This window comes from Bacillus sp. hwrm1 (genome assembly GCF_040207805.1).
Lineage (GTDB): Bacteria > Bacillota > Bacilli > Bacillales > Bacillaceae > Bacillus > Bacillus velezensis.
In genome coordinates this window covers 80,305-107,261 of the sequence record NZ_CP157943.1, presented here as the reverse complement: position 1 = coordinate 107,261, position 26,957 = coordinate 80,305, and the positions used below count along the sequence as shown (strand labels likewise).

27 protein-coding genes and 1 riboswitch are annotated in these 26,957 nt (G+C 44.3%); of the genes, 5 read left to right on the top strand and 22 right to left on the bottom strand.

Annotated features, from left to right (window positions below; genetic code table 11):
* Positions 1 to 56 precede the first annotated feature (56 nt).
* The gene (locus ABK447_RS00565) at positions 57 to 1,403 is read right to left on the bottom strand and encodes an amino acid permease (protein WP_007614904.1); all 1,347 of its coding nucleotides are present in this window, start codon (positions 1,401 to 1,403) and stop codon (positions 57 to 59) included.
* Between the two features lie 145 nt (positions 1,404 to 1,548).
* Positions 1,549 to 1,629: riboswitch (glycine riboswitch) on the bottom strand.
* Between the two features lie 297 nt (positions 1,630 to 1,926).
* Between ABK447_RS00565 and fbp the strand changes: the two genes are divergently transcribed.
* Positions 1,927 to 3,852: a fructose-1,6-bisphosphatase gene (fbp, locus tag ABK447_RS00560; RefSeq protein ID WP_014419314.1), complete on the top strand. Its 1,926-nt coding sequence runs from the start codon at positions 1,927 to 1,929 to the stop codon at positions 3,850 to 3,852.
* Positions 3,853 to 3,891: 39 nt separating this feature from the next.
* Here fbp and ABK447_RS00555 read toward each other — a convergent pair whose 3' ends face one another.
* The 6 genes from ABK447_RS00555 to ABK447_RS00530 form a co-directional block, all read right to left on the bottom strand.
* Positions 3,892 to 4,350: a (2Fe-2S)-binding protein gene (locus ABK447_RS00555; RefSeq protein ID WP_015418586.1), complete on the bottom strand. Its 459-nt coding sequence runs from the start codon at positions 4,348 to 4,350 to the stop codon at positions 3,892 to 3,894.
* Entirely contained in the window at positions 4,343 to 5,185 is an 843-nt protein-coding gene (locus ABK447_RS00550; RefSeq protein ID WP_033574299.1) for a xanthine dehydrogenase family protein subunit M, read from the bottom strand. Before ABK447_RS00550 ends, ABK447_RS00555 begins: the two co-directional genes overlap by 8 nt.
* A complete protein-coding gene (locus ABK447_RS00545; protein WP_033574298.1) occupies positions 5,172 to 7,502 on the bottom strand; it encodes a xanthine dehydrogenase family protein molybdopterin-binding subunit in 2,331 nt (776 codons plus the stop codon). Before ABK447_RS00545 ends, ABK447_RS00550 begins: the two co-directional genes overlap by 14 nt.
* A gap of 5 nt (positions 7,503 to 7,507) precedes the next feature.
* Positions 7,508 to 8,128 (bottom strand): NTP transferase domain-containing protein, encoded by a 621-nt coding sequence (locus ABK447_RS00540; RefSeq protein WP_033574297.1) that lies wholly within the window; start codon positions 8,126 to 8,128, stop codon positions 7,508 to 7,510.
* The gene (locus ABK447_RS00535) at positions 8,125 to 9,141 is read right to left on the bottom strand and encodes an XdhC family protein (RefSeq protein WP_033574296.1); all 1,017 of its coding nucleotides are present in this window, start codon (positions 9,139 to 9,141) and stop codon (positions 8,125 to 8,127) included. The genes ABK447_RS00540 and ABK447_RS00535 overlap by 4 nt, the downstream gene beginning before the upstream one ends.
* Before the next feature lie 68 nt (positions 9,142 to 9,209).
* A complete protein-coding gene (locus tag ABK447_RS00530) occupies positions 9,210 to 10,226 on the bottom strand; it encodes an aromatic acid exporter family protein (protein ID WP_033574295.1) in 1,017 nt (338 codons plus the stop codon).
* 344 nt (positions 10,227 to 10,570) lie between these two features.
* Here ABK447_RS00530 and ABK447_RS00525 point away from each other — a divergent pair, with 344 nt between their 5' ends.
* The gene (locus ABK447_RS00525) at positions 10,571 to 11,125 is read left to right on the top strand and encodes a Pathogenicity island protein (RefSeq protein ID WP_234631090.1); all 555 of its coding nucleotides are present in this window, start codon (positions 10,571 to 10,573) and stop codon (positions 11,123 to 11,125) included.
* Positions 11,126 to 11,183: 58 nt separating this feature from the next.
* Positions 11,184 to 11,345 carry a hypothetical protein gene (locus tag ABK447_RS00520; protein ID WP_017418518.1) on the top strand — a complete coding sequence of 54 codons (162 nt, stop codon included), beginning with the start codon at positions 11,184 to 11,186 and terminating at the stop codon, positions 11,343 to 11,345.
* 324 nt (positions 11,346 to 11,669) lie between these two features.
* Here the strand turns inward: ABK447_RS00520 and ABK447_RS00515 are convergent, their stop codons facing one another.
* From ABK447_RS00515 to ABK447_RS00485, 7 genes are all read right to left on the bottom strand, one after another.
* Positions 11,670 to 12,632 (bottom strand): hypothetical protein, encoded by a 963-nt coding sequence (locus ABK447_RS00515; protein WP_349909228.1) that lies wholly within the window; start codon positions 12,630 to 12,632, stop codon positions 11,670 to 11,672.
* A 52-nt stretch (positions 12,633 to 12,684) separates the two neighbouring features.
* Positions 12,685 to 13,548, bottom strand: coding sequence for a hypothetical protein (locus ABK447_RS00510; RefSeq protein ID WP_349909225.1), 864 nt, complete (start codon positions 13,546 to 13,548; stop codon positions 12,685 to 12,687).
* A gap of 475 nt (positions 13,549 to 14,023) precedes the next feature.
* Positions 14,024 to 14,503, bottom strand: a complete 480-nt coding sequence (gene rlmH, locus ABK447_RS00505) for a 23S rRNA (pseudouridine(1915)-N(3))-methyltransferase RlmH (protein WP_033574293.1) — start codon at positions 14,501 to 14,503, stop codon at positions 14,024 to 14,026.
* Between the two features lie 80 nt (positions 14,504 to 14,583).
* The gene (locus ABK447_RS00500; protein ID WP_004393147.1) at positions 14,584 to 14,754 is read right to left on the bottom strand and encodes a CxxH/CxxC protein; all 171 of its coding nucleotides are present in this window, start codon (positions 14,752 to 14,754) and stop codon (positions 14,584 to 14,586) included.
* 153 nt (positions 14,755 to 14,907) lie between these two features.
* The gene (locus ABK447_RS00495) at positions 14,908 to 15,078 is read right to left on the bottom strand and encodes a hypothetical protein (protein WP_168796716.1); all 171 of its coding nucleotides are present in this window, start codon (positions 15,076 to 15,078) and stop codon (positions 14,908 to 14,910) included.
* 319 nt (positions 15,079 to 15,397) lie between these two features.
* Entirely contained in the window at positions 15,398 to 16,561 is a 1,164-nt protein-coding gene (locus ABK447_RS00490; RefSeq protein WP_033574292.1) for a hypothetical protein, read from the bottom strand.
* A 10-nt stretch (positions 16,562 to 16,571) separates the two neighbouring features.
* Positions 16,572 to 17,321: a YiiX/YebB-like N1pC/P60 family cysteine hydrolase gene (locus ABK447_RS00485; protein WP_007407878.1), complete on the bottom strand. Its 750-nt coding sequence runs from the start codon at positions 17,319 to 17,321 to the stop codon at positions 16,572 to 16,574.
* A 182-nt stretch (positions 17,322 to 17,503) separates the two neighbouring features.
* Between ABK447_RS00485 and ABK447_RS00480 the strand changes: the two genes are divergently transcribed.
* Positions 17,504 to 18,484, top strand: coding sequence for an aldo/keto reductase (locus ABK447_RS00480; RefSeq protein WP_033574291.1), 981 nt, complete (start codon positions 17,504 to 17,506; stop codon positions 18,482 to 18,484).
* A 29-nt stretch (positions 18,485 to 18,513) separates the two neighbouring features.
* Here the strand turns inward: ABK447_RS00480 and ABK447_RS00475 are convergent, their stop codons facing one another.
* From ABK447_RS00475 to ABK447_RS00440, 8 genes are all read right to left on the bottom strand, one after another.
* Positions 18,514 to 18,987 carry a GNAT family N-acetyltransferase gene (locus ABK447_RS00475; protein ID WP_033574290.1) on the bottom strand — a complete coding sequence of 158 codons (474 nt, stop codon included), beginning with the start codon at positions 18,985 to 18,987 and terminating at the stop codon, positions 18,514 to 18,516.
* A gap of 37 nt (positions 18,988 to 19,024) precedes the next feature.
* Entirely contained in the window at positions 19,025 to 19,159 is a 135-nt protein-coding gene (locus ABK447_RS00470; protein WP_007407881.1) for a hypothetical protein, read from the bottom strand.
* Entirely contained in the window at positions 19,146 to 20,261 is a 1,116-nt protein-coding gene (locus tag ABK447_RS00465) for an aspartate phosphatase (RefSeq protein ID WP_203249423.1), read from the bottom strand. Before ABK447_RS00465 ends, ABK447_RS00470 begins: the two co-directional genes overlap by 14 nt.
* 130 nt (positions 20,262 to 20,391) lie before the next feature.
* A complete protein-coding gene (gene rocF, locus ABK447_RS00460; protein ID WP_007407883.1) occupies positions 20,392 to 21,282 on the bottom strand; it encodes an arginase in 891 nt (296 codons plus the stop codon).
* A 73-nt stretch (positions 21,283 to 21,355) separates the two neighbouring features.
* Positions 21,356 to 22,756, bottom strand: a complete 1,401-nt coding sequence (locus ABK447_RS00455) for an amino acid permease (protein WP_015418603.1) — start codon at positions 22,754 to 22,756, stop codon at positions 21,356 to 21,358.
* A 223-nt stretch (positions 22,757 to 22,979) separates the two neighbouring features.
* A complete protein-coding gene (locus tag ABK447_RS00450) occupies positions 22,980 to 24,185 on the bottom strand; it encodes an ornithine--oxo-acid transaminase (RefSeq protein WP_004393130.1) in 1,206 nt (401 codons plus the stop codon).
* 229 nt (positions 24,186 to 24,414) lie between these two features.
* Positions 24,415 to 25,050: an SdpI family protein gene (locus tag ABK447_RS00445; protein ID WP_015418604.1), complete on the bottom strand. Its 636-nt coding sequence runs from the start codon at positions 25,048 to 25,050 to the stop codon at positions 24,415 to 24,417.
* Positions 25,047 to 25,334 (bottom strand): autorepressor SdpR family transcription factor, encoded by a 288-nt coding sequence (locus tag ABK447_RS00440; RefSeq protein WP_015240946.1) that lies wholly within the window; start codon positions 25,332 to 25,334, stop codon positions 25,047 to 25,049. The genes ABK447_RS00445 and ABK447_RS00440 overlap by 4 nt, the downstream gene beginning before the upstream one ends.
* 204 nt (positions 25,335 to 25,538) lie before the next feature.
* Here ABK447_RS00440 and ABK447_RS00435 point away from each other — a divergent pair, with 204 nt between their 5' ends.
* Positions 25,539 to 26,924, top strand: coding sequence for a sigma-54-dependent Fis family transcriptional regulator (locus ABK447_RS00435; protein WP_033574425.1), 1,386 nt, complete (start codon positions 25,539 to 25,541; stop codon positions 26,922 to 26,924).
* Positions 26,925 to 26,957: the final 33 nt, after the last annotated feature.

Below are 26,957 nucleotides of genomic sequence, written 5' to 3'. Positions count from 1 at the left end.
TTTCCAATCAAAACAAAAAACGGCATACTGCATGGCAGTACACCGTCTGAAGCAATTCAATCTGTCTTTCTCCCTCTCGCCCGATAGATAAGAAATAATCCAATAAACCACAGCGGCGTCAGCAGCAAAGCCGGGCGCGTTGCATCCGCAAACAGCATAATCACCAGAATGACGGCAAACAGCGCCAGCACGGCGTAATTGATAAACGGCGCAAACGGCGCCTTGAAAGACGAGCTTGCGTGTAAGTCCGGACGGGTTTTCCTGTATCTGATATGACAGACAAGAATCACGCCCCACACCCAAATGAAACAAATCGCGCTGATGGTTGTCACGATGCCAAAAGCCGCTTCCGGTATTAATTTGCTTAAAAGAGCGCCAGCTGACAGCACAATAACCGATATCCATAATGCGCGGCTCGGCACATGATTTTTATTCAGCTTCGCAAAACTTGCCGGCGCTTGTTTCGTTTTGCTTAAGTTATACAAAATCCGGCTTGTTGAAAACATCCCGCTGTTACAAGCAGAAGCGGCAGACGTTAATACGACAAAATTAATGATTCCCGCGGCTAACGGGATGCCGACCAGACTGAAGGTCTTTACAAAAGGACTTTCCGCCGCATTCAGCTGCATCCACGGATTAATACATAAAAGAATGAGCAATGCCCCGACGTAGAAAAATAAAATCCGCAATGGAATTTTATTGATAGCGGACGGAATATTTTTTTTCGGATTTGACGTTTCCGCCGCCGACACACCCACTAATTCCACACCGACATAGGCGAAGATCACCATCTGGAACGAAAGCAAAAAGCCGGAAAATCCGTTCGGAAACAAGCCGCCGTGCTCCCACAGATTCGCCGCTGAAACCGTTCCGGTATGCGTTTTGAACCCAATCACCAGCAGAACCACACCGATGACAATTAACGCGAGAATCGTGACTACCTTAATTAAGGCGAACCAAAACTCCAATTCTCCAAAAATCTTAACCGTTAACAGATTAAGCCCTAATAAAATGAGCAAACAGATAAGTGCCGGAATCCACTGCGGAATATCAAACCAATATTTCACATACACACCGACGGCGATCACATCAGCCATAGCCGTCATAATCCAGCAAAACCAGTAGGTCCAGCCGGTGACAAACGCTGCACGCGGCCCTAAGTACGCCTCGGCAATATCCGTTAATGATTGGTATCCCGCTTTAGATAACAGCAGTTCTCCCAGCGCCCGCATGACGAAAAAAAGCGCAATACCTACAATAAAATACGCAAAGATGATAGAAGGACCCGCCAGCTGAATCGCCTTACCAGACCCTAAAAACAATCCGGTGCCGATCGTGCCGCCAATGGCGATCAGCTGCACGTGCCGATTCGATAAGTCCCTCTTTAGCTCTCGTTGCTCCACATCTGACTCCTCCTTACCTCTCTAGTGAACGACGAGCAAAAAAAGCCAATAAAAAAAGAGATTGGATGCCCTCCAATCTCATGGTCATAAGAATATCAAATTATATCTGCGCCGCTGACAATCAACAGCATGACAAATACATATTCGGTACTCTTCTGTCCTTTTGCCTGAGATTGTGAACCCTTCGGCGCCGCGGAAAACCCGCGGTCTCTCCAGAAGCCGCTCCTGCTGTAGTTCGACCCACAGCAATCATAGCCTGCTACGTATTGAGTTTCTGATAGAAATACCTATCAGCTAACTTTTTATTTTAATGGAACTTGAATGCATTGTCAATAGAGGGATGAGCTGCACGGCGTTATCCCGGTCCAATTTTGATGCCTGAAGCGCGTATTTTCCGTTTTCATTGTCTCAAAAAGGCGTTATGCGGTACTATCATATAAGGTCTAATCATTTAAACATTATGTCATACTTTAAATTCACTTTATCATACAATTGCTCGTAAATAAAAAGGGGATGGACGAGATTGGAAACGAAATATTTAGATCTGCTCGCACAAAAATACGATTGTGAAGAAAAAGTGGTCACGGAAATCATTAATCTGAAAGCGATACTGAACCTGCCGAAAGGAACCGAGCATTTCGTCAGTGATCTGCACGGGGAGTATCAGGCATTCCAGCACGTGCTGCGGAACGGTTCAGGAAGGGTAAAAGAGAAGATCCGCGATATTTTCAGCGGCGTCATTTACGATAGAGAAATTGATGAACTGGCGGCTTTGGTCTATTATCCGGAAGACAAACTGAAGCTGATCAAACATGACTTTGATACGAAAGAGGCATTAAACGAGTGGTATAAAGAAACGATTCACCGGATGATTAAGCTCGTTTCTTATTGTTCTTCCAAGTACACCCGCTCCAAATTGCGCAAAGCACTGCCCGCCCAATTTGCTTATATTTCTGAAGAGCTGCTGTACAAAACAGAACAAGCCGCCAACAAAGAACAATACTATTCCGAAATCATAGAACAGATCATTGCGCTCGGCCAGGCCGATAAGCTGATCACCGGCCTTGCCTACAGCACGCAGCGTTTAGTGGTCGACCATCTGCATGTTGTCGGCGATATTTATGACCGCGGACCGCAGCCGGATAAGATCATGGAAGAACTGATCAACTATCATTCAGTGGATATTCAATGGGGGAATCATGATGTTCTCTGGATAGGCGCTTATTCCGGCTCAAAAGTATGCCTGGCAAACATTATCCGCATCTGTGCCCGCTATGACAATCTGGATATTATTGAAGACGTTTACGGCATCAATCTGAGACCGCTATTGAACCTTGCCGAAAAATATTACGATGATAACCCGTCTTTCCGCCCGAAAGCGGACGAAAACAGACCGGAAGATGAGATTAAACAAATCACAAAAATTCATCAGGCGATCGCGATGATCCAATTCAAGCTTGAGAGCCCGATTATTAAGAGACGGCCGAACTTTAATATGGAGGAACGGCTGTTACTGGAAAAGATCGATTATGACCGCAATGAAATCACGCTGAACGGAAAAACATATCAACTGGAAAACACCTGCTTTGCGACGGTGAATCCCAAACAGCCTGATGAGCTGTTAGAAGAAGAAGCAGAAGTCATGGACAAGCTGCTGTTCTCTGTTCAGAACTCCGAAAAGCTGGGCCGCCATATGAATTTTATGATGAAAAAAGGCAGCCTTTATTTAAAATATAACGGCAACCTGCTGATTCACGGCTGTATTCCCGTCGATGAAAACGGCAGCATGGAAACGATGATGATAGAGGATAAAGCTTATGCAGGCCGTGAGCTGCTAGATGTTTTTGAACGGTTCTTACGGGAAGCGTTTGCCCATCCGGAAGAAACCGATGATCTGGCGACAGATATGACTTGGTACTTATGGACAGGCGAATACTCCTCCCTCTTCGGAAAACGCGCCATGACAACCTTTGAGCGGTATTTCATTAAAGAGAAGGAAACGCATAAAGAAAAGAAAAACCCGTATTACTATTTGCGCGAAGACGAAGCAGCCTGCCGAAACATCCTGAAGGAATTCGGCCTTAATCCAGATCACGGCCATATCATCAACGGCCATACACCGGTAAAAGAAATCGAAGGCGAAGATCCGATCAAGGCAAACGGAAAAATGATCGTCATCGACGGCGGCTTCTCCAAAGCCTACCAATCCACAACAGGCATCGCCGGCTACACGCTCTTATACAACTCCTACGGCATGCAGCTCGTCGCCCATAAACACTTTAACTCCAAGGCCGAAGTGCTGAGCACCGGAACCGACGTCTTAACAGTGAAACGATTAGTCGACAAAGAGCTGGAGCGGAAGAAAGTGAAAGAAACAAACGTCGGTGAAGAACTGATGAAAGAAGTGGCGATTTTGGAGAAGCTGCGGGAGTATCGGTATATGAAGTGAAGAATATGGAGTTCAGGGATGATTCTCTGGGCTCTTTTTTTACGGTTTCCCTGTATGTAAAACGGATTTAACCGCTTCTTCAATCTCCCTATAACCCGTACATCTGCAAATATTGGACTCCAGCCAATTTTTTATCGTGTCATCACTTGCATTCGGCTCAGTATTCACTAAAGCATGACAATTCATGAGAAAACCCGGTGTGCAATAACCGCATTGAAACGCGAATTTTTCAATAAAAGCCTTTTGAATCGGCGTATTGATCAGTCCTTCAATTGTCGTAATGTCCTTTCCTTCCCCTTCTGCCGCAAGCATTAAGCAAGATTTCATCGGCACCCCGTCCGTTAATACCGTACAGGCGCCGCAATCCCCATTTAAGCAGCCCGGTTTTGCACCAGTTAATCCGAGACGAAGACGAAGAGCAAATAACAAAGTATCAGCCGGCCTGACCGTAATCTGTCTTTCCTCGCCATTTACTTTCAACGTAATAGGATCAGACATTTGGACCTCCTTCTAATTCCCGTAGGGCATCTAAAATTGTATTTTGCAAGACAAATATTCGGTATTCACTTGAGCCTTCTGCGTCATCAAGAACGGGTTTGGGTACATACTGTAAAGACCTGCGCACCCTATCTTCTAATGAATAACTTTTATCGTTAAGCACAGCCTCCATTTCAGCAGAACGAAACGGAAATGGACATACGCCGCTGAAGGCCATTCTGATCTCATCATCTTTTTTCAGCGCACAGACTGTCACCAATGGATACCCGACATTCCACTGCTGTCTTCTTTTGATACTGACAAATGGCAGGTCAACGTACGCTCGATCGACAACGACATGAAATAAAAAATCACCTTTTTGCAACTGTATTTCCTTGTTAAATACTTTATTTATGGGACGGTAATGAATCCCCGCTCTCCCTGCAATCCCTATCAAACTATCAGAAATCAACAACGGCAGCACGGCCTCACGGTAATAGATGCCCCCGCAAATGTTTCCGCCCAGGCTGATCTTATTTCGAGTCGTCCGATCGGCTATTTCACTGACTGTTTTACTTAATAGCGGAAATGGATTTTCTTCCTCCAGTTTCGTTAATGACACGCCCGCTCCGATCACCAGATCATTTTCATAAAAGCGGATGGTTTGAAATTCCGGAAGCGCGTTCATATCTATCACCGCATCCGTATAGATGATATTCAGCCTTCCTAACGTGATAATTTCCGTGCCGCCGGAATAATACATTGGTGTTTTCTTTTCGGCCGCAAGCGAGTGAAATAGATTGATTGTTTGTTGAATGGTCTTCGGTTTAAAATAGTCGAAATCAAACGGTATCATCTTTCCACCCCTCTTGCGTTCTCCATAATTGTTCGGGAATGAGAGGAAGTTGATTCAATTGGACACCTAAAGCGGCGGACAGGCAATTTCCCAATGCTGCCGGCATCCCCAACAGTCCGTGTTCCCCGCCGCCGCGCGCTCCATAAGGCGCAATCACATGCGGGGTTTCAACAAATTCAATGATATATTCAGGCTGCTCTCCATAGTGAAGGGGGCGATATGTTCTAAGCTGAGGATTTAATACTCTTCCATATGGATCAAATACAAAGGTTTCTCTTCCTCCAAATGCGATTCCCATACTCATCCCCCCCATCACTTGACCCCTAGCAGCTTTTTCATTCAGTACAGTTCCTATATCCACAACAGAATAGGCTTTTGTAATTCGATACGTATAATCCCGTTTATCCAACTCAACTTCAATTCCCTGAGCACCGACAGCCCACTCGGGTCCCGGCTTTCCTCTTCCCGTTTCCCGGTCTAAATTCGTCATCCGGGTTAATGTGTAATTGCCGCTCGCAATGATTTGGCCGCCAATGGTATTTCCATTTGGAAACGTATATCCGTAAGCAATGTCTTTTATTTCAACATGTACAGAAGGATGATCTATAAAATAAACCTTTCCGTCGGCCACTTCCAATTCCTCGACAGGAACCCGCAACACACATGATGCCACGTCCTTAAGCTTTCGAATGGCTTCCTCCGCTGCATTCAGTACGGCATTTCCGGCCATTAACGTCCCTCTGCTCCCTACGGTTTTCCAATGCTCGGGTGTTGTTTGTGTATCTATAAGCATTTTTACATGAATTTTGCTTATATCTATTTTCATTCGTTCCGCCAGGATTTGGGCTAGCACTGTTTTTGTCCCTGTTCCAATTTCCACTACCCCTGACATCAAATTAATGCTTCCATCGGGATTAAAGGTTAGAATCACCCCGGACGTTGCATTTGTATCAAATGTTGAGGTTTTCCAAATGCAGCTGATTCCCTTCGCCCGTATCTTCCGGCCATCGATTTCAATTCGCTGTCCCTCGGACCAATTCATTAATTCCTTCAATCTCTCAATGCATTTCGGCACATTTCCGACCGTGCTTGAATTGAGAAGAACTTGAGTCGGTGTGGTGTCACCGGGGCGAATGGCATTTTTATAGCGGAGTTCTAATGGGTCCATGTTCAGCTTTTCCGCCAATACATCCATCGTCCGCTCAAAGGCAAATAACACTTCAGCATGGCTGTAGCCCCTGAATGCACTTGGATATGGATGATTCGTATACATACAATATGAATCACACCGTATATGATCGATCGCGTACGGACCCGTACAATCAACCACCGCAGCCCGGCTGATGTCCACTCCTTTATCAGAATACGCTCCGCCATCAAATAAAAGCTGAATATCCGCCGCCTTTAAGATTCCATCCTTTGTGGCCCCTAATTTGACAATGGCATCCAACCCGATATGAACGGGAGATGTGATCAGATCCTCTTCTCTCGTATTAAACAATTTGACGGGCCGGCCTCCAACCGCTTTTGATGCCAAATAGGCAATCACCTCTAACTGAACGGCTGCTTTTCCCCCGTACGCTCCTCCTACTAAAGGCGTTTTGACGATCACCTTTCCGGGTTCGATTCCAAAATACCACTGCATTAATTTTTTAATGGCAAAAGGAGCTTGAGAGGATGTGGTAATGATAATCTCCTCATCCGCCCGAATTTCAACAATCGAGCATCTTGTTTCCATCGCAGCGTGATCAGAAGGGTTAAAGGAAATCTGGAATTCTGCTGTCACATCACTTTCCCTAAACCCGTCTTCAATATTTCCTTTTCTAACCTTATCCACGTTTGCGATATTTGTCTTCGGAACCGGGAATACACCTTTTGTCTTCTCATAGCGGTCCGCATGTTCATGGACGAGCGGCGCATCCTTTTGAAAGGCCTCACGGGGGGAATTGACGACGGGAAGAGGTTTATAGGATACTTTGATGGCATCCGCTGCCTTTTTAGCTGTAATCGGATTTTCCGCAACAACAACAGCAACCGGCTCACCATGGTATCTGACCCTTTTATAAGCAATCGGCGATCTGTCTTTAATTTCCTCACCTGCAAGCGGAAAAGGTTCATCACCCAATATCGCTCTCACGCCGGGAATCTTCCAAGCTTCTGAAAAGTCCATAGACACAATATCGGCATGCGCATATGGACTTACCAGCATTTTTGCGTGTAATGTGCCTGTTTCTTGAAAATCATCCGTATATTTCGCTTTACCCGTCACTTTTTCAAGGGCCTCTTTTCGAATGACACTCTTCCCGATATACTCCAACTCATTCACTCCCCGAATTTATTCAGCAGCAGCGTATAATCTTCAACTGTATCGACGTCATAAAAAAGCAAAGGGTCTTGAAAGCTGATCATTTTTCCCGTATTGATCATACTTTCACGGATGACATGCCGGGCGCCCTGATCTCCCTTTAACTGATGCAATACTGGAAAACATTGATTTGAGAATAAAATGGGGGGCATAGGAAGATGTTGATTTTCAGCGGCGATAAATGAATAGCGGCGCTCCTTGTGATAGGAATCAATTAACGTATTGATGATATCTGCGGTGACAAACGGCTGATCTGCAAGGAGAATGATAACGGCGTCAGCCTCGTACTCTGCCGCTTTTTGTAAACCGCATTGTATAGAATGGCCTTGGCCCTTATCCGCTTGCTCACATTCTGCCTGACTCCACTTATTTGATATGGGATCTAAAAAGAAAAAATCCGAAAGCCAATGCAGTGGATCTCCCTTTCCCGTAATAACGAAAATATGATCTAATTCAGATAACAAGGCATTTTTAAGAGCCATACTTCCAAGGGAAACTCCATTGAGAACTAAACTTCGCTTATCCGTCCCCATGCGTCTGCTTGTACCGGCTGCCAGGTAAATGGCTGCTGTTTTCATAAGAGAGACCTTTGTTTTCGCATTTTTTTAATCATCTCGCCGACAATACTTACAGCAATTTCCTCAGGGCCTTGTGCCCCGATGGGAAGTCCGATAGGGGAATGAATATCTTCCGGAATCTCAGCTCCGCCTAATAGCCGTTCAGTGCGCCTTCTGGGGCCTAATACACCTTTATAAAACACATTCTCGTTTTTTAATGTATGTAAAATGATCTGATCTTTTTGAAAGCTGTGCGTCATAATGACAACAAAATCCCTTTTTGTCATGCTCAGACCTTCCATGACTTCTTCCGGTGCTCCTGTTATCAAATGGCCGGCTTCAGGAAAATGGGCGTGATGACATAAAGCGGGACGCCAGTCAATCACCGTCACATGAAAGCCAGTGCCAGCTGCCAAAGAAACTAACGGCTTCGCATCTTCCCCTGCTCCGAAGACATATAAACAAGGTTTTGGCACCATCTGATGGATAAAAAATAAATCAGAGGTATGTTCATCCCTCTTGATTCCCTTTTCCGTCTGTCTCAGTTTTTGAATACGGCCTTGTTCCCTAACATCCCCGGTTCCAAACACTCTGCCGTCTTCCACTATGTACAGATCTTCCTTCGGCTCTAACGTTTTAGTGAATCGTTTCATTCGGGTCACAGACTTTTTTTCATCTAAGCATGTCTTGACTGTCATCAGATTTCGTTCCAATTCCCCTTTTACAGGCTCAAGTAAAACCGTCAAAACACCATTACAGCCAATGCCCTGTCCCCAGGATAAATCGTCCTCCGCACTCATATCAAAGCGGACAATCACCGGCTCTCCTGCAGCCCAGACCTGTTCCGACCGTTCAACGAGGTCTTCTTCCAGACAGCCGGCGGATAACATTCCGACTCTTGTTTTATCCCCTAAAATCAACATCGAAGCCCCTTCTTTCTTATAAGCGGACCCCTCTGTTTTAATAATGGTAGCCAGTACCTTAGCTTTTTTAGAAGTGGCGATGACATCCAAAATCCGGTGTATATCATCCATTTCATGTCCCCCGTTTTACCTGATCATATCTGCATCTGTATATCCGTATTCTTTAATTCCAGAAAACATTACAAACGCTTCAGCAATTTCTTCGTTTCTAAAAAAAAAGAGTCTTTATAGACCTTATGACCGGGCGGCGGGTGCGACAGCATGTCGGAACGGAGAGATTCCAATAACATGTCCTGTTCCCTCTGTTTCCAATTGTCTGTTTCACCCTGCTGTATGCCTTTAAAGCCCGCAAAGTATTCACTTAACACTTGTAAATCATTCCCCAGCTCCCTTTTGTCACTTGAAGATAAAGCTCCTTCTTTTTCCCATTCTTTTAACGTTTTCACTATATTTGATAGATACTCAAATCCGGCGTTCAACTTTTGCATCTCTATTTGATAGCTTGAAATGATGATTTTATGTTTTTTTCTGACGGGGTTGAATTTTAAACTGTCAGAGGCTGTTTGCAGCATCTCTTTTGTCATATGCAGCTCTTGCAGAAGATTGTTCATTCTATACGCCATAAGGTTCCCTTTTCCTTGCCCCCACTCTGATTGCACCCATTTGGAAAGGTCTGAAAGTGTGCCGGAAAGCTGACGAGCCAATGTTTGAAAAGAGTCCGCTGCCTTTTTTGTGTAGTCCGGCGGAAAAAGGAACATGTGAACCAGAATGGCAATGATGACGCCGATCACCGTATCGATGATTCGGTCGAATGCATAATCTTTAGAGTTTCGTTCAAAGGTAAATACCAATAAAATGGTGAGCGCTACCTGATGTAAAACCGTTACATCTATTCGCAACCACTTCGCAATGTAGGTTCCGCCTAATAGGAACAGCCCCAGCATCCAGCCATTCATTGGCAAGTGACTGACAAGATAGGACGTTAGCATGATCCCAATCGCAGTTCCCGCAATACGATGAAAAGAAAAGCGAATTGACTGATCTATCGTTGGCTGCAAACATAAAATAACAGAAAGAGGCGCTAAATAGGGGTGATCAGAGCCGACCAGTTTTGCCGCTTCCCACGAAACAGCAGATGCAATCGCCATCTTCCAAACCAAAGATGTTTTGTTTTGAATTTTTTTACTCTTCATCATACGCCCCCTCCTTTCAGAAACCTTTTCCACTAGGTTTCCGTGACGCAAAGGGATTTATACTGACATATGGGAAATGCGGAAGAAGCTGTGATTCAAGGGGGAATTCTTGAATGACAGCTTCTTTTTGGGGTTGGGGAAAGAGTAGTAAAAGGTCTGGTTTCTGCCCTCCTTGATAACTTCGCATCAGATATGAACCCTGCTCCCCTATGACTTTCGAAGGGAAACATACAAACCTTGTTGGTTAATGTAATGAAATTGGGTGAATTTTTTATCATTTTATCTGGTAAGGGTTTAACAACCAGAGTGCCTTTGTTAGTATGGCAACCAAAGGAGGAGGATCAATTATGCAAAGCAAAATGAAGCTAACCGCAGTGAAACTGGCAGCCTTGGTATTCCTAGCAGGTGCCTTTGCCCTCCCGGTTTTACCCCATGCTGCGGATGCCGCAGAATCCCAAGCTACATACAAAGTTGAAAACCTCAACGACAGTGAGCTGAAGATGACGTTCAATCATGCAGATGTTCATATTGACGCTAAAGGCAAGGCAACCCTAAAAGACAACATAACGGGCGAGGAGCAGGCTCTTCCGAAAAGCTCTACTGACAAAAATGGTGACCCCGTTACACTGAAATATGAAAAAACCAAAAATGGCGTTTTAGTCAAAGTCGTAAACAACGACTCTGGAAAAACGAGCGGTTCAATCAGCACCCAATCAGTCGGGAAATGTATTTTAGGTACTGGCGGTGGTGCGGTAACTGGCGGCGGCACACTGGGTCTCGCAGGAGCTGCTGTAGGAACAGTCACAATACCCGGCATCGGAACAGTAGGAGCGGGAGCCGTTGGAGCAATTACCGGCGCTGTTGGCGGTGCAATGACAGGAGCTGCCGCATCTTGCTTTTAACCATAAAGAAAAAGGGGCCCGCGCCCCTTTCTTTTACTAACTATGGAAGGTGGTCGACATGTACAAAATCATCATTCCTTCAATACTAGCCATCTTCATTCTCTGGATACTCTTACAGATTTCTCTGGAGATAAACATCGTTAAGAATCCATTGAATTATTTTATCGTATTCATTGTCTTCTTTCTCTTTATAAAGATGGTGAAAGAGAAGCAACAGTAGGTTGCTTCTTTTACCATGTGTAGAAAATAAATCCATATCTTAATGAATTGTATAAGCAGAAACCAGATTTAAATATATAAAAAGTCTATTCTAGACGCTCTATATATATTTATTCGATTTTAATTTTAGGCAGGCATTTATTTATGATACGATTCACAGGAATGTATCTAAATGAGGTTTTATTAGTTCACGATAAGTTCTCCCCTTTTTGAATCCTTGAGTTAATCCCCATCCACCATCTTGACTTTCTTTTACTGATAATTTGGGCATCTGTGAAACCCTAACTACTACTAAGTATATTCTTTAAATCCGCAATCAAATATTTTATCTCAATCTATTCAGTATTCCCTTTTCCTTAGTAATTTCTAACTGCTGTTCTCTTAATTCTTTATTTAAGGTAGATACATTTATGTCCTTCATCAAAATAAAAAGCTCCCTTATAGCTGAATCTTTTATTTGCATTATAGGGGTATCAACATTATGCCTTTTCATTTCAACAGCATTTTTAACTCTTTTTATATATTCAAACTGCTCTTCAAATAACCATATGTCAGAATAGGGGAAAGTACCTATTCCTAAAAGGGTTTCTTTCATTATATGAACATTAAACTTTAGATTATTATAGTTCCATTCAAGCAACTTAGCTAATAAGAGTTTTAAGTAGTATTTTACTTTTAGCAATTCATCTATATCTTTAGTTCTCTTTAACAAATCAGTTAATTTTCCTGCAACAATAAGACACGCAAAGTAAATAGATTTGTTGTTAAAATCAATTAAGAAATACATTAACCTTTCTTTTTTTTCTTCCTTTATCAATTCTATTAGTAGTGCACTTAAAGGAATTCCCGACATTGATAATTCACCATCGTACTGGTCCCTGATATCCCCCGCTACTCTATTCCATTGTGGATTTATTTTTTGAGGAATAAAGTAATGGTGAGAAGAATGAAGATCGATTAACATCATCCTTATATCTTCAAAGTACTCAGTTATATTATTGGAATAGTAATGCTTACTAGAAGACAAATCGCTCTTCTTATTTAGGATCTTATAGTAATCTACAAAGAATCTCCCGTAAATTCCCCTAACACTCAATAATTCACCCCTCAATTTTCCAAGTCGTGTGTAAGATAGATCGTTATTTAAAAGAAGAAAACAATACTCCATACTTAATTTCATAGCTCTCTTTATTTCTATGTATTGTGTTGAAGTTATTTCATCTTTAGAAATTGTTATGAGATCTATAATTTCCTTAAAATGATTTCCAATTTCATATGAAAAAATCACTGTTTCATTTTTAATAAAAACACTTAACATCCTGTTATATTGATACAGAGCTTCAAATTTTTTTGTTTTTCTTTACTAATTCACTAATACAATTAGACCACAAAGAGATGATATCGGATTTGTTCATCATCTCCGTATGATTTTCCTGTATTTCTTTTCCGTAATTCTTCAATGAAAGATCTGTTATCTTTTCAAAAACCTTTAAATTCATTTTATATTCTATATCATCACGCCAGATTCTTTCTACTGTATCGTTAACTAATTCAAATAGATTGTTAGACAGTTCATAAGTTGGGTCAAAAGATTTCTTTGCATACTTTTTTATAATTTTTCTATTTTCCAAGTAATATAGTGCGATAATCTTGTTTCTCGTTAACTGTGGAAAATTAGTATAAGTAATAACTTTTAGAATTAAAATTGTTATTGCTATCATTGAAGATAGAAATAAGAAGACAATACTCTCTGAATCAGGCTTAGTCATCATCAGGTATAAATTTATAAATAAAAGAACAAATATGAATGGTGTTAATAATAGAATATTGCTTAGTATCGAATTTGAAAAAGCTACGCTATAAATTGAAGTTCCCAACATCTTTTCTTTCTTTATATTTGAGATAAGAGAAAACAGCGAAAGAATTAAAAAAGTTATACTTATTTGGGCTATTACAAGTCTGGTATTTATTTCAGAATTAGTTACAGGTATGTAAGACAATATTTTCTGTAGAAAATCAAAGTTTATAATTTTTGTTAATTGGAGGACTAATCCAACATATGTTATTAAGATGATATTTTCTAGTATTTTGAATATAAACATCATCCAATTATATAATACAAATCTTATCTTTAAATCTAAATAATTTTTTCCTCTTATTAAAGAGTGCTTAATTCCTTTAATTCTATGTTTGAATTTCTTCAATATTAATCACCCTTTACATAATCCTGAATTTAAAGCTATGTTTAAAATATCTTTCTCATACAATGAGTATCCATTGGTATTGAAATGTTGATCACATATTAATTCTACGAAGTTCAACATCTATGGGAGTAAATTAGCCGAAATAAAAGCTAAGTTTGGTTCTTATGAAATTTGGATAAAATTTTTTAAGTTCTGTAGTTATCCAAAGGAATACTGACTAAACGACCTAAAGCATTTGCTGGCGGGCTCCCGACGCCTTTATAAAACAGCTACTCAGTAGTTAATTGATAAGATTCACATTAAAACAAAAATCAAACTCAAGTTCAATATTGAACCTGAATTTGATTTTACTAATTGTAATCATTTTGAAAAAATATACTTGTTCACTTATTGTATCGTGAAACGGATAATGAAAACAAACTTTAGTACCTCTTCTAATAATGGGTTATTACCTTATCTACAACAATATTTCCCTCTACTTATGATAAGGCTCCCCACGATTAATCCGAAACGCGCGATAAATCTGCTCCACTAAAATCAGCCGCATCAACTGATGGGGAAATGTCATCTTCGAGAATGACAGTTTGTCGTCTGCCCGTTTCATGACGGCGTCGCTTAGGCCGAGTGAGCCGCCGATGACGAAGGTGATTTTGCTTTTTCCATAAGTCGCCAGCTTATCTATTGTATCGGCCAGTTCTTCGGATGTTTTCATTTTTCCTTCGATGGCAAGGGCGATGACGTGGGTGTCCGGGCTGATTTTGGCCAGGATGCGATCGCCTTCTTTGTCTTTGACGATTTTCATGTCTTGGTCGCTCAGGTTTTCCGGCGCTTTTTCGTCCGGGAGTTCAATGATGTCGATTTTTGCGTAGGCTGAGAGTCGTTTTTTGTATTCTTCAATGCCTTGCTTGAGGTATTTTTCTTTTAGTTTTCCGATTGTCACAATATTGATATTCACAGGTCATCCCCACTTTAGAAACAAGTTATTCATATATATTGTCCACAATTGTGGATATCTTTTCTGTATTTTGTGTAGGATCATTCGTTCCCTACTAGATATGTTGCAGTGTCCCCACATAATTCACAGGCTGTGGATAAACTGTTAGTATGTTCGATTTTTCTGATTTCGGGCGGAAGCTCATGATCATCTATGTACATGTCCAGCACGGTTTCGATATGTTCTTCACAAGAATAATAAGCGGTTTTCATCGTTACGTCCTCCGGTTTTCTTTTGCACGCGGCAATTGTTCTCTTTTCAATATAACCTATTTATACACATGTTAGTAGTGCTTCGGGCTGAGTTTTATCCACAATTCGGCAAATCACGCGCAAAAAGAGCCGGCGTTTGCAGCATCCGGCTCTTTACGTGTTTTCTCTTTTTTCTAAGCGAAGGACGAACAGAATTCCTAATAGACACGCCAGCAGCGTACAGCATACATCGATCCAGTCCGGCTTTCCGCCGTTTAAAAAAGAGTTGGTTATTATGGAAACCAGGAGAATGGTGACAGTCACCGCGGCAAGCTTTTTCTTCATCGGCTCCCTCCTTCATCTGACTGTCTTCTGCTTTTACGGTTCAAATTCCTCTATCTCTATGTTCGGTCGGCTTTTTTCTTGCTATATAGCCTGATTAAGAGGGTCACAACGATATATACAATCATAATCAATGCCCCGTTGCTCACATCAGGGTATCCAATCAATATATTCATTATGACAAAAACAATGGTTATACAAATGACGGACAACAATAAGAAGATACTGAATGATTTCAAATGAACACCTTCTTTCTTGCGATAACGTTTCATTATAAAAAGCTTACCGAAAGCGGTAAGCTCTTCCGAAATGTTTATACTCTTCAAAACCCACCCATCACCTGCACATCATACAGCTTGAGATGGCTTTTCGGCGTCACGATATCTTTCAGGTTCGGGATGGTCAGGTCGTTCAGCTTTTTGCCCGTTTTCAGGTCGAAGGACTCGATTTTGGCGGGCTTTTTGTAGCTGTACGTGAACAGATACAGCTTTCCGTTTTGATGGGTCAGCTCCTTGAAGTCGGCTTTCATTCGTGATGCGGGGAGCTTGAAGGCTTTTTTGCTTTTTCCGGTCTCAGGGTTGATGCGGTAGACGGTTCCGAAGCCGTCAACGAAATAGAAGCTGCGCCGCTCCATGAAAAAGCTTTTTTTGAAGCTGAACGGCATGGAGTCATAGATCGTCTGTTCGTCATTTTTATAAGCGGCGATGTCATACGTTTTGATGGCGCCGCTGTTTTTCATGACTTTCACCATTTGATAGATGTGATCTGCTTTTTCCCCTCTGGTGACAAAGCAGACGGCGCTGTCGTCCGCGGCGAGCTGGGATTCGACAGACGTGCCTTCTTTATACGTCCACGTCGCGATTGATTTTGTATGGAGCTTCTCTTTATCAGCCTGAATGTCTTGGACGTGATAGCCTTTTTCGTCATCTGTCGGCGTGAGTGCGAAAAGATGATCTTTAAAAAAGCCTGAAGCGCGGATATAGTGCGGAATGACGTCTTGCTTCCACCTGCCGTCCATCTGGCGGTACAGCTCTGAGCGATAGCTGCCGCCGCTCTTGTCGTAGCCCGAATTATACAGCGTGTAAAAGCCTTTCGCCCGCTCGATATATCCCGCGCTGTCTCCCGTATGCTGGTACGCTCTTTTATATGTGTGAAGGCCGTCCTGAACGGTGTAGATTCCTTTTTTGTCCTCCAGCAGCAAGCTGCCGTCATGCACTTTGGCCGATCCGAGCTCAAGCCCCTTCATGTGATAAGAAGAGAGCCGTCCTTTTTCATCGGCGAAGAGGGCGTAGCTTTTTCCGCCGCCGAACGTGTCTTGGTCAGCCGCCGTGGAGAAGTACAGCAGCGCCTCTTTATCTTTCAGAAAATCAGGGTCATTTAATGTGTCTCTCGCAACCTCCGCAGGGTCTTCCGTGCGGAAATAGAAGAAGCATAAAACCGCTGCGGCGGCGATGATCACTAAGGGTATCCAGATGATTTTTTTCACGTTGTTCTCCTTAGTGAATGGTCAGAATCGTGGTCGTGTAGGACGAGCTTGTGATGTCGCGCGGGTATACGCCTAAGCCGCCATTAGAGTCGATATCAATCCCGGCTTTTAAGAGGAATGCCGACCACAGCAGTTTTGAGCAGTTTTTGGCGCCTTCATGGCCCGTATTTCTGTTATTGACGAAGTTGAAGGAGTACTCATCACCGACTCTTGATACAGCCCAGTCAGCGGCGGCTTGTTTTTGGGCATCGGTAACTTTCACGGTCTGAACGATTGAATTGTCTTCGACTTCTCTGCCGTTATAAGCAATCTGGCGGACACCGTCTCCCGGCACGGATTCCACAATTTTATCAGCGGATGAATACATGCCGACATGCCCGTGGTTGTAATAAGCCGTGTATGAGTTCGTGTAATAAATATTGCCTTTTGTGCTTTTCGGAAGTTTTTTGGTTCCTGACGATCCGCCCATCGCAGAGAGCCCTTCTTTGGAAGCGATTACATTTCCCTGCACCTTGTCTGCCGTGATTTCTTGATGAAACTGCTTGAGAATTGCTTCTGTTGAAACGTGCTTCTGTTTGGCAAGCTCTTTGGCGGATTGGAGAACGTCTTGAGGAGTCGTGCCCTGCTGAAGCTCTGCGATTTCTTTTGCGTAGCGGGCTGTTTCTGTTTCTTTCGCTTTTACATTCATACCGGAGAATGACAGAACCATGGTGAATGACAGGGCAAACGGGAGGACGGCTTTGAACAGCTTTTTACACATATTACTTCGCCTCTTTTCTTTGAGTATAATTTTTCCACATTTGTATTATATGACGGAATTGCGATAAAAAAATAGATAATTTACAGATTTTTAAAAATTTTATAACAATATGTAAATCATATGCATAAATCATTTTCAAATATCAGGAAATCCGGTTATCATACAAGAAAGGGGGAGGACATATGAAGGACAGAACGATCGGTTCGATGCGGGTTTCCGCAATGGGGTTAGGGTGCATGGGCATGTCGGAATACTATGGCAGCCAGAGTGAGGAAAAGTCGATTTCCACCCTGCATCATGCCGTTCATCTCGGCGTGAATTTGTTTGATACGGCTGATCAATATGGATTGGGTGCAAATGAAGAGCTTGTCGGCAGAGCACTCGCCCCATTCAGAAAGGAGCTTTACCTCGCGACGAAATTCGGTTATGTCCGAAGCGAAAAGGGTGAGTTTATCGAAATTAACGGACGGCCCGATTATGTGAAAAAAGCGTGTGACGCCAGTCTGAAACGCCTTGGGACGGATTATATCGACCTTTATTATCTGCACCGGGTTGATCCGCGGGTGCCGATTGAAGAAACCGTCGGCGCCATGAAGGAGCTGATAGACGAAGGAAAGGTGAGATATATCGGATTGTCAGAGGCTTCCGCAGAAACGATCAGGCGCGCCGTCCGCATTCACCCGATTGCCGCGCTTCAATCGGAATATTCTTTATGGAGCAGGGAAGCAGAGGAGCATGTGCTGCCCGCCTGCCGTGAGCTCGGCATTTCATTTGTGCCTTACAGTCCGCTCGGCAGAGGTTTTCTTTCCGGAAAGATGACGTCGACCGAGCAGCTGGATGCCGATGATTACAGAAGAAGAACGCCGAGATTCCAGGGAGACAATTTGGCGGTGAATATAGGGCTCGTCCAAAAACTTACCGCCATTGCCCGGGAAATGAATATCACCGCGCCTCAGCTTGCGCTCGCATGGGTTCTCGCAAACGGCGATGACCTCATTCCGATTCCGGGTACAAAAAAGAAACACTACTTGGAAGAGAACCTCGCCGCTCTCGACATTGTGCTTCCGGAGGATGTGAAGGCGCGGTTGGATGAGATGTTTCCGATCGGAACGGCGGCCGGCGAGCGTTATCCGGAACAAATGATGACATTGTTAGATGAATAACAAAAGAGGCCCATCGTGCGGGCCTCTTTTCATGACAGCTTTTTGCTCATGATGACATCCGTCTCCAGAAATCCCGTCTTCTCATACAGCTTCCGCGCCGTTTCGTTATGAGCGAACACATGGAGAGAAATCTTGCGGACACCCAGGTCTTTGGCTTTGTCCTCCAGCCTTGCGAGCGCCTCTTTTGCATAGCCTTTGCCGCGGAAAGGCGGATGAAGGCCGAAATCATAAATAAATGCGCCCTGCTGCGGGTGGTCCGGATCGGCGTGCAGCCACAACCAGCCAGCATTTTCCTTTCCGTCCAATGTCAGCGTCCATAAATAGTGATCGGCTGTCTCCAAGCCGTCTGGAAGCAGGTCTTCAAACGCCAGCTCCGCTAATTCCGGCGCTTCGTCAGGCAGCCACGTTCCCGCTTTTACCTTTTCTTCAGCGTAATGCTTGGTTGAATGAGCGAGATAGGACTGAAACTCTTGTCCTGTCATCGGCTGCAGCGTGATAGCCATTGAATCACTCCTTACACGAAAGCGATATCATGCAGTATTATCCGAAGGCTCCGTTTTCCGCCGGTTTTATGATTTGTTCGGCTTGTGCCGTTGAACCAGTTTGCGCAAATAATCCAATCGAAATGAGACTTGCCAAGGCTGCTGAGAGTACAATGAATTTACATGTTTTCATTACGAATCCCCTCCGTTAATCTCAAAATTTGGTCATTGGCATTAATTGATTCTTGAAAATACTTCGCCGCCGGTTTGTAATTCTCCTGTTTTTTAAAATGCGCCGCGGCCTGATACGACAAGTCGGAAACGTCACTCCACAGCTCTTTCCTTCTTAACTCGGCGAAAGCTGATTCAAGCGCTTCTTCATTGCGGTCAATAAAGACATGCTGTAAGATGCGCAGCTTTTGGGTGTATACGGGCTCGTTTTTTTCTTCAGCGGCATTCAGCGCTTTATGCAGCCAAAACCGGCCCTCATCCGCCTGTTCCTGTTTCAATAACACTCTGGCCAGCATGTACAGACTCCGCACCGAATACGCTGATTGCAAATGCTCCTTTTGATCGAGAGCCGTTTCAAACTCGATCCGCGCCTCCTCAAGCTTTTCCTGTCTTTCATAGCAAATACCTGCGTTAAAGTGGGCGAGCGCCTCAATATGCGGATCACCCGCTTTGGCGGCTTGATGAACCGCCGTCTGCAGGAGCTCTTCGGCTTTCTGATAGTGAAACAAGTCCATTCTGTTACAGCCGATCACCATTAAACACTGTGCTTCTCTGACCGCGTACATTTCATTGGCTTTGTAGATCTCCAACGCTTTTTCCGCGTGGTTCATCGCAAAGTAGTTTTGGCGGATTTCATAGTAGGCAATCGCCACTTGATAATTAAACTCGGCTCTTTCAATCTCATTCGGTATGTGCCGGAGCCTGCTTTCAGCAATCCGGTAAAAATTAATGGCATTCATAAACCGTTTACGGTAAAACTCGTGCATTCCGGAAAAGAAATAATAATAGTATTGAATCATCTGGTCTGTTTTTTCTTTATCGGCGTTCAGCTGGATCGTTTTTAAAATGCCGTCTGTTTTCTCATACTCTTCCATCAAAAGCTTATAGCGGGAATCAATTAAATTAAAATAAAGGAGCACCGTTTGATTTTGTGTCATATTTTGCAGATCCGTAAGCAGTTGTTCTCTTAACTCCTCAGCCGATTCGGTGTTGTGCTTTTTGATTTCCTCATACCAGTCACTGATTTTTTTCGCAACTGTTTCGTGGGCCATCACTTCAGCCATCTGTCAGGACACCTCCCTTTCCCATTTTGTGTAATAAATATATCATATTTACAGGTTCAAAAAGAGGGTGGCAGCCCGCTAGTTTCCTCGTGGCAACAAAAAAACCTCCGCAGGTGCGGAGGCGCATATTTTATAACAGTTTTTTTCCTAACAAAGATTCCACCAGCTCGACCGCTGTTTTGCCGGTTTTGTTTTTGTGATCGAGGATCGGGTTGACTTCGACAAATTCAGCTGAAGTGATGATGTCGGCATCATACAGCATCTCCATTGCCAAATGGCTTTCACGGTAGCTGATGCCGCCGACGACAGGTGTGCCTACGCCGGGTGCGTCGCTCGGATCAAGGCCGTCGAGGTCAAGGCTGAGATGAACGCCGTCACAGTCTGACAAGTAGTCAATGGTTTCTTCAATGACCTTTGTCATGCCGAGGCGGTCAATCTCATGCATCGTATAGACCTTCATGCCTGTTTCCTTAATGTATTCACGCTCACCTTCATCAAGCGATCTCGCGCCGATGATGACGACGTTCTCCGGCTTGATTTTCGGGGCATACCCGCCCAGGTTCACCAGCGTGTCGTGCCCGACGCCGAGGCTGACGGCCAGCGGCATTCCGTGAATATTGCCTGACGGCGATGTTTCCAGCGTGTTTAAGTCGCCGTGCGCGTCGTACCAGATGACGCCGAGCTGTTTATAGTGCTTTGCCGTTCCTGTCAGCGTTCCGATCGCGATGCTGTGATCGCCGCCCAAGACGAGAGGGAACCGCTCATTCTCAATGACGCTGTCCACCTTTTGGGCAAGCTGCTCGTTCCCCGAAAGCACGGAGTTCAGATTTTTCAGCTCTTCATCATTTTTGAGTTTTTCACGATTGACGGGGATGTCGCCTAAGTCTTCCACCGCATACCCCATGTCAGATAACCGTTCAATGAGATGCGCGTAGCGGATGGCGCTCGGGCCCATGTCCACTCCGCGTCGTGCTTGTCCTAAATCCATCGGCATTCCAATAACTGAGATATTCTTGTTCATCCGTTTTTCCACCTCAACATGTTGTATGTTGTCCTGTGCGGGTTTCTCAAAGATGACTTGGACACGAAAAGATTTAAAGCTCTATCTGTTTTTCTGACTGCTTATGCTTTTTTACATACAGATGATAGACGATAACGCACACCGCCATGAACGGGATGCCGCAATAAAGGGCGAGCCGCTGTTCTGAATCAAATGCGAGGCTGATCAGAACAACCGTGTTTAACGTCAGCCCGATAATAGGCAGCACCGGGTACAGCGGTGTTTTAAACTTCAGGTCTTCCACTTTGCCGCCTTCGCGGATGTATTTCCGTCTGAACATCAGCTGTGACAGGGAAATCGTAATCCAGCCGACCTGCGCGCTTAGTCCGGCTAATGATAAGAGAAACATATAAACGGTTTCCGGCGCTGCCACTTTAGACAGCAGTGACAGGCAGGCGACGGCCAGCGTCACGATCAGAGCGTTCATCGGCACCCCGCGTTTATTTGTTTTGCCGAGTGATTTAAAGGCTTGTCCTTCGTTCGCCATGGCATATAGGATACGCGTCGATGCAAACAGGCCTGAGTTGGCCACTGAGAGCAGCGCAATTAAGATAACAAAGTTCATAATATCGGCGGCATATGGAATACCGATTTGTTCAAACACCACGACAAACGGGCTTTCGACCACTCCCGCCTGCTTCCACGGAATCATCCCGGCAATGACGATGATGGAAAGAACGAAAAAGACAAGCGTTCTCCATACCGTCTGCCGGATAGAGCGCGGAATCGTTTTCTCGGGATTTTCACTTTCTCCCGCGGCAACCCCGATCAGCTCCGTTCCCTGGAACGCGAAGTTTACGGTAATCATCGTAATAAGCATAGCCTTAATGCCGTTCGGAAACAATCCATCCTCATAAAAATGAGAGAAGAAAGGAGCCTGCTCGCCGTGTTTCATGTCAATCAGGCCGAACATGGCGGCGCCGCCCAAAATAATAAACAGCAGAATGACTAAAATTTTAATACCGGAAAACCAAAATTCCGACTCAGCGAACGCTTTTGTGGTAATGGCGTTCAAAAGAAACATCAGTCCGACAAACACGAGGCACCACACCCATACGGGAACATGCGGAAACCAGCGGAGCATCAATTGTCCCGCAGATAAAAACTCAATGGCGCATGTCACCGCCCAGCCGAGCCAGTACAGCCAGCCGAATGCGAAACCGAAAGCGGGGCTGATGAATTTGGTTGCGTACGTCTGAAACGACCCTGATACGGGAAGGGCAACCGCAAGCTCGCCTAAGCAGAGCATTGTCAAAAACATTATAAAACCGCCGACCAGATAAGACAGAACCGCGCCCAGCGGTCCCGCCTGGTTAATTGTAAATCCGGTACTCAGGAAAAACCCGGTGCCGATCACTCCGCCCAAAGAAATCATAAACAAATGGCGTGATTTCATTGTGCGCTGAAGCTGATTCTCTTTTTGATTTGTATTCACTATTCTGCACCCCTTCAGCAACTTGTATTGGAACCAAGCCGGTGCTTTGAAACCGATTTGCTGTCCAAAGAGCCTCTATTTGTATATGAATGTTATATGAAATTCATTTTCGTACATAAAGATACATTATACTAAAATACTGTCGCCGCGCAAATAGAGTGTGCTGAATTTTTTATTTGTAAATTCCATACAAGCCGAGGGAAAGCATTGCCGCATCAAGGTTTTACGCGTTTTGAAGCACGTTTGTGATCTTTTGGATCGCCCAGTCCAAGTCTTCCTTGGAAATCATTAACGGCGGTGCAAAACGGATCACGGTATCATGTGTTTCTTTGCATAAAAGCCCTTCGCCTTTCAGCTTTTCACAGTACGGGCGGGCCGCTTCTGTCAGTTCAACGCCGATAAACAGGCCGCGTCCGCGCACGTCTTTTATGATCGGGTTATCGATTTTCTCAAGCTCTTCTTTAAAATAACGGCCAAGCTGAAGGGAACGCTCTGCCAGCCCTTCTTCCTCAAGGACTTCAAGAGATGCGAGCGATACCGCGCAAGCGAGCGGGTTTCCGCCGAATGTCGAGCCGTGGGAACCCGGGTTAAACACACCGAGAATGTCACGGTTCGCCGCAATGCACGAAATCGGGAAGACGCCCCCGCCGAGCGCTTTGCCTAAGATGAACATATCCGGTACGATATTTTCCCAGTCAACCGCGAATGTTTTCCCTGTGCGGCCGAGTCCCGTCTGAATTTCATCAGCGATCAGAAGCACATTTTCTTCCTTACAAATGGCGGCCGCTTCTTGTAAAAATCCTTCCGGCGGAATGACGATGCCCGCTTCTCCCTGAATCGGTTCGAATAAGAAAGCGGCTGTGTTCGGCGTGATCGCCCTGCGCAGCGCTTCTGCGTCTCCGTATGGAATTAATTTTATACCCGGAAGCATAGGTCCGAAACCGCGTTTATACTCATCTTCTGAAGAAAGGGATACCGCAAGCATCGTTCTGCCGTGGAAGTTGCCGATACACGCAATGATTTCCGCCTGATTATCCGCTACTCCTTTGACCTCATATGCCCAGCGTCTCGCCGCTTTGACAGCGGATTCAACAGCTTCCGCCCCCGTATTCATCGGCAGAATCATATCTTTTCCGGTCAGCTTGGCTGTTTTCTCATAAAACGGACCGAGCTGATCATTATGGAACGCGCGTGACGTCAGAGTGATTTTATCCGCCTGATCCTTCAGCGCCTGAATGATCTTCGGATGTCTGTGCCCCTGGTTCACCGCAGAATAAGCACTCAGCATATCCATATATTGATTACCTTCAGGGTCTTTTACCCAAACACCCTGCGCTTCGGAAATAACAATCGGCAGAGGATGATAGTTGTTCGCGCCGTAATGTGAAGTTTGGCTGATAATTTCTTGAGATTTTGTGAAAGCTGACATAATCTGATTCCCCCTTGTTTTGTAATCATTCAACATTAGATCTTGCTTTCCCTTTTTATAAAGCAAGTTCCGTGCCAATCCGAAAAAACGGGATGTTTCGCCAGCATTCTTTCTTTTCCCGCAAAATTTTCCGGCAGTTTGCGTGCAAACTTCAGCCAAGCGCAAAATTTTTTTGCGTTTCCCGCTGACAAAATAGGAGCAATCCAATTAGATTGCTCCTACTCAACAGTTATTTATTCAATTGTCTCTGATATACAATGTAAGAATATAGTAAAGATAATATGATACAGCCGATTGCAGCCATGAAAATGACTGACACTCTATACACCGGCGGCAAAAAAGCTGCAAGCATCATGAGCATGCCCGCTAAGACAAAAAGTTTCGAACTAACCCTGTGTGTATCCTTCCAAACTCTTTCACTGCTCAGCGTCCAAGGTGTTCTTATCCCTAAAAAGAAATTAGGCTTAACGATCTGAATGAAGTTTCCAAACACCATGAAAATGACTCCCACTATAAAGTTTCCTAAATAAGATATAGGGAGATCATATCCCAGGCCGGTCAAGATGGTAATCAGATTAATGACAAACAGAACCGCAAACATTGTATTAAAGATAGCCATATATGGCCGGATAAACGTTTTGTAGTTATTTTTAGGATCAATCTTAGGGATGATAACCATTAAAATATATAGAATAATCATGATGCCAATAAGCATCATCATCGCATTAGCTTTCGTTTGGTAATCATTTGCACTTCCGTTTAATCCCCAGTGTGTCGCCAAATTGTCCGGTAAAGATGAATATGTGCAAACCCATGTGAAAACAGTTAAAACTATGATTCCTGCCGAAAAGAGATATTTTTTCATGATTCCCCGCCTTTCTTATTATCATGTTCTGAATCAGTCAGAGAAAAGAACCAGCCTATAAGATCCTGTAATACAGTGGTATTTAATGAATACATAATAAATTGGCCTTTCCTCTCATCGTGAACCAAATCAGTATTTTTCAATATGGTAAGGTGATGAGAAATACTGGGTTTTGACATGTCGAAGTGTTCCGCAATTTCTCCAGCGGTCATGTCTTGTTTCTTTAATAAATCCAAAATTCGTCTCCTTGTAGGATCGGCCAGTGCTTTAAAAGCTTTATTCAAAAACTTTCCCCCTCTCATACATACATGATTTAGATATTTAAGTATATATCTAAATATCAACCATTTCCCTAAAAAAGTCAATGGTTTTATTACCTCAATTTCCATTTACTTTTAAACATCGTCCAAGCGCAAAATTTTTTTGCGTTTCCCGTTCGATTTATTTTAAAATAATGAATGTTAAGATGATTAAGAGGGGGAATTGACCTGCACACAACCAGCGAATTTTACACACTCGTGTTACAAAGCATTCTGGAAGAGATTGATGTCGGGCTGCATGTGGTGGACGAAAAGGGCAGCACCGTCATTTACAATAAGAAAATGATGCAGATTGAAGATATGGATGAACGGGACGTCCTGCATAAAAACCTGACTGATGTATTTATGTTTTCCAATCAGCAGGACAGCACGCTCGTTCAGGCCCTTCAAGAAGGCAAAACGATTAAAAACGTGAAGCAAAGCTATTTCAATAACAAAGGCCAGGAAATCACGACGATCAACCACACCTTCCCGATTGTGCAAAACGGCGAGATCAAGGGAGCCGTGGAAATCGCCAAGGACGTCACCAAGCTCGAACGGCTGATCAGGGAGAACATGCACAGGAAAGAACAGAACAGCTACACGTTTGACAGTATTCTCGGCAACAGCCCGGTCATTCGGGAAGTCATCGAAAACGCGAAACGGGCAACCCGCACATCATCATCGGTGCTTTTGGCCGGCGAGACGGGAACGGGCAAGGAACTGTTCGCCCAAAGCATTCACAACGGCAGCCAGCGCTCAGGCGCCCCGTTCATCTCACAAAACTGCGCCGCCCTGCCGGATAGCCTGGTCGAAAGTATTCTATTCGGCACGAAAAAAGGCGCCTTTACCGGAGCCATCGACCAGCCCGGCTTATTTGAGCAGGCGCAGGGAGGCACCCTGCTCCTCGATGAGATCAACTCGCTCAATCTCAGCCTGCAGGCAAAACTGCTCCGCGCCCTTCAGGAAAAGAAAATCAGGCGCATCGGATCAGCGCAGGACAAACCGATTGACGTCCGCATCATCGCCACGATGAATGAAGACCCGATCACCGCCATTTCGGAAGAGCGGCTGCGCAAAGATTTATACTACCGCTTAAGCGTTGTCACACTGATCATTCCCCCGCTCCGGGAGCGCAAGGAGGACATTCTGCCTCTGGCCGAAGTCTTTATCCAGAAAAACAATCACCTGTTCCAAATGCATGTCGATTCGATCAGTGACGATGTGCAGCGATTCTTCTTGGAATATGACTGGCCGGGCAACATTCGCGAGCTTGAACATATGATTGAAGGCGCCATGAACTTTATGACGGATGAAACGACAATTACGGCGGCCCACCTGCCTTATCAATACCGCATGAAAATCAAACCGGCTGACACGGAAACCAAAGCCGCCGCAAGCACCCAGCCCGGCACCGATTTAAAAGACAAAATGGAAAACTTCGAAAAATACATGATCGAAAAGATCCTGAGAAAACACGGCAATAACATATCCAAAACGGCAAACGAGCTCGGAATCAGCAGACAGAGCCTGCAATACCGCCTGAAAAAATTCGGTCTGGACCGGATGAAATAAATCCATACAAAAAAAGGCTGAGTTGCTCCTCAG

Bases quoted from the DNA above. Each gene is read 5' to 3' on its own strand.
- ABK447_RS00555 (WP_015418586.1), bottom strand. From the start codon at position 4,350: ATGTCTGATCCTATTACGTTGAAAGTAAATGGCGAGGAAAGACAGATT.
- ABK447_RS00550 (WP_033574299.1), bottom strand. From the start codon at position 5,185: ATGATACCGTTTGATTTCGACTATTTTAAACCGAAGACCATTCAACAA.
- ABK447_RS00540 (WP_033574297.1), bottom strand. From the start codon at position 8,128: ATGAAAACAGCAGCCATTTACCTGGCAGCCGGTACAAGCAGACGCATG.
- ABK447_RS00535 (WP_033574296.1), bottom strand. From the start codon at position 9,141: ATGGATGATATACACCGGATTTTGGATGTCATCGCCACTTCTAAAAAA.
- ABK447_RS00530 (WP_033574295.1), bottom strand. From the start codon at position 10,226: ATGATGAAGAGTAAAAAAATTCAAAACAAAACATCTTTGGTTTGGAAG.
- ABK447_RS00525 (WP_234631090.1), top strand. From the start codon at position 10,571: ATGCAAAGCAAAATGAAGCTAACCGCAGTGAAACTGGCAGCCTTGGTA.
- ABK447_RS00520 (WP_017418518.1), top strand. From the start codon at position 11,184: ATGTACAAAATCATCATTCCTTCAATACTAGCCATCTTCATTCTCTGG.
- ABK447_RS00500 (WP_004393147.1), bottom strand. From the start codon at position 14,754: ATGAAAACCGCTTATTATTCTTGTGAAGAACATATCGAAACCGTGCTG.
- ABK447_RS00495 (WP_168796716.1), bottom strand. From the start codon at position 15,078: ATGAAGAAAAAGCTTGCCGCGGTGACTGTCACCATTCTCCTGGTTTCC.
- ABK447_RS00485 (WP_007407878.1), bottom strand. From the start codon at position 17,321: ATGTGTAAAAAGCTGTTCAAAGCCGTCCTCCCGTTTGCCCTGTCATTC.
- ABK447_RS00480 (WP_033574291.1), top strand. From the start codon at position 17,504: ATGAAGGACAGAACGATCGGTTCGATGCGGGTTTCCGCAATGGGGTTA.
- ABK447_RS00475 (WP_033574290.1), bottom strand. From the start codon at position 18,987: ATGGCTATCACGCTGCAGCCGATGACAGGACAAGAGTTTCAGTCCTAT.
- ABK447_RS00470 (WP_007407881.1), bottom strand. From the start codon at position 19,159: ATGAAAACATGTAAATTCATTGTACTCTCAGCAGCCTTGGCAAGTCTC.
- ABK447_RS00465 (WP_203249423.1), bottom strand. From the start codon at position 20,261: ATGGCTGAAGTGATGGCCCACGAAACAGTTGCGAAAAAAATCAGTGAC.
- rocF (WP_007407883.1), bottom strand. From the start codon at position 21,282: ATGAACAAGAATATCTCAGTTATTGGAATGCCGATGGATTTAGGACAA.
- ABK447_RS00450 (WP_004393130.1), bottom strand. From the start codon at position 24,185: ATGTCAGCTTTCACAAAATCTCAAGAAATTATCAGCCAAACTTCACAT.
- ABK447_RS00445 (WP_015418604.1), bottom strand. From the start codon at position 25,050: ATGAAAAAATATCTCTTTTCGGCAGGAATCATAGTTTTAACTGTTTTC.